General features: G+C 75.3%; 3 protein-coding genes. 2 read left to right on the top strand and 1 reads right to left on the bottom strand.

Annotation, left to right across the window (positions count from 1 at the left end):
- The first annotated feature begins 166 nt into the window (after positions 1–166).
- Both ACIQOV_RS38620 and ACIQOV_RS38625 read left to right on the top strand, forming a co-directional pair.
- The gene (locus tag ACIQOV_RS38620; RefSeq protein WP_401055478.1) at positions 167–574 is read left to right on the top strand and encodes a hypothetical protein; all 408 of its coding nucleotides are present in this window, start codon (positions 167–169) and stop codon (positions 572–574) included.
- A 47-nt stretch (positions 575–621) separates the two neighbouring features.
- Positions 622–1260, top strand: a complete 639-nt coding sequence (locus ACIQOV_RS38625; protein WP_359906046.1) for an ATP-binding protein — start codon at positions 622–624, stop codon at positions 1258–1260.
- A gap of 207 nt (positions 1261–1467) precedes the next feature.
- On the opposite strand, the gene ACIQOV_RS38630 is transcribed toward ACIQOV_RS38625, so the two are convergent.
- A complete protein-coding gene (locus ACIQOV_RS38630; RefSeq protein WP_316524017.1) occupies positions 1468–2130 on the bottom strand; it encodes a SigE family RNA polymerase sigma factor in 663 nt (220 codons plus the stop codon).
- Between the last annotated feature and the right edge of the window lie 11 nt (positions 2131–2141).

Below are 2141 nucleotides of genomic sequence, written 5' to 3' on the forward strand. Positions count from 1 at the left end.
CCCCAGGGCCCGGACGGTCATTGGACGGACCCGCGCCTCTCCCCCCCTGGCGCGGGTCCGTCGGCGTTCCCGCGACTTTCGTCGCCGCCCGGGCCGACTTTCGGGGCTTCCCGTCCGTACGCGTCCGGACCATGATCGTCGGGACGGAACCGGCCGAGGGGGCGCGATGGAAGAACTGGGCGAGCTGATGGCACTCGTCACGGACGGCGTGCTGCGCCGGTGGCGGGTGGCCCGGGCCCGCCGCCGGCTGGCCGCCGGGAAGGCGGTGCGGCTGCCCTGCTCGGCCCGCTCCGACCGGCCCGGCCGACGGCCCGGCTACGTCAACGGGACGCTGGGGATCACCCCCGGAGCCGCCAGCGCGAGCTTCCGCGCGCGCGGCGCCGACCCGCTCGACCTGCCCGTCGGGGGCACCTTCCACGAACCCGAGCCCGACACCTGGCACGACCAGGACTGGGCCGCCACCGCGTACCGGCCGCCCGGCGGCGGGGAGCCGGTGTACCTCCAGGTGGACAGCCGCTGCCTGCCGATGGTCCGGTCCGCCCTGGCCGGCCCGAAGCCGCGGCAGAAGGTCTGAGCCGACCGGTTTCGGCAACCGGCCGGGATGCGTCAGACTGATGTCCCGTGAGTGACTCCCCCATGAACCCCGCACCGACCGGGCATGCCCGGGTGATCCTGCTCTCCGGGCCCTCCGGGTCGGGGAAGTCCTCGCTGGCCGAGCGCAGCGGCCTGCCGGTGCTCCAGCTCGACGACTTCTACAAGGACGGGGACGACCCGACCCTGCCGCGGCTGCCGGACGGCGCCGTCGACTGGGACTCCCCGCTGGCCTGGCACCGCGACCAGGCCGTCGCCGCGATCCGCGCCCTGCACGAGCACGGGCGCACGGACGTCCCGGTGTACTCGATCCCGGACAACGGCCGGATCGGCACCCGCGGCCTGGAGCTGGGCGGGGCGGGCGCGTTCATCGCGGAGGGCATATTCGCCGCCGAGATCACCGCCGAGTGCGCCGACCAGGGCCTGCTGGGCGACGCCCTGTGCCTGCGCAACGGCGCGCTCACCACGGCCTGGCGCCGGCTGCGCCGGGACGTCCGGGAGGGCCGCAAGTCGCTGCCGGTGCTGCTGCGCCGGGGCCTGCGGCTGATGCGGGCCGAGCGGTCCATCGTCGGGCGGCAGGTCGCGCTCGGCTCGTACGCGTGCGCCGGCCCGGAGGCCGAGCGGCGGATCCGCGCCGCGGCCCGGACCACCGAGCTCTCCGCGGCCTGAACCCCGGGGCCGGATCCCGCGGCCCGGACCGGCCCCGCGCCGCGGGGCCGTGACACCCAGGACATGACGAAGGGCCCGGTGCGTCTCCCCCGCACCGGGCCCTTCGCCTTCCCCGAACGGTCCTCGGCTCCCCCACGGGCGTGCTCCCCCGAGCCGCTGCCCCCGGACCGTGACCGTCCGCTTCCCGTCCCCCGACGGGAGTCCTCGTTACGCGACCAGCTCGCCGAACGCCCGGACGGTGTCGCCCGACTTGTTCAGGTGCTCGTCCTCGCGCAGCCGGCGCAGGGCGCGCCAGATGCTGCTCTTGACCGTGCCGACGCTGATCCCCAGCACGTCGGCGATCTCCGGGTCGGTCTTGCCCTCGTAGTACCGCAGCACCAGCATGGTGCGCTGGTTCTCCGGCAGCTTCGCCAGCGCCTGCCAGAGCACGGTGCGCAGCTCGGTGCCGCCCATCGCGTCGGTGTCGCCGGCCGTCTCCGGCAGCTCCTCGGTCGGGTACTCGTTGACCTTGCGGCGCCGCCAGGCGGAGATGTGCAGGTTGGTCATGGTGCGGCGGAGGTACCCGCCGACCGCGGCCTTGTCGGTGATCCGGCCCCAGGCCCGGTAGGTGCTGAAGAGCGCGCTCTGCAGCAGGTCCTCGGCCTCGTAGCGGTCACCGGTCAGGTGGTAGGCCGTGGCGTACAGGGAGGCGCGGCGCTCGCGCACGTACGCGGTGAACTCCGTGATGTGGTCCTCCGCGACGGCCGGGTGCTCCCCCTGCGCGCCTCCCTGTCCCGCCTCGGTGGTGCGGGCCGCGGCGGGGTTCAGCCGCAGCAGCGTCGCACCGGCGGCCTCACGACCGGTCGGCTCCCCCGAACCGACCGTCCGCAGACCGTTCCCCC

This window comes from Kitasatospora sp. NPDC091257, assembly GCF_044757675.1.
GTDB classification, from domain to species: Bacteria; Actinomycetota; Actinomycetes; order Streptomycetales; family Streptomycetaceae; genus Kitasatospora; species Kitasatospora lactacystinica.

Coding starts and splice junctions, on each gene's coding strand:
- ACIQOV_RS38620 (WP_401055478.1), top strand. CDS start 167: ATGGAAGAACTGGGCGAGCTGATGGCACTCGTCACGGACGGCGTGCTG.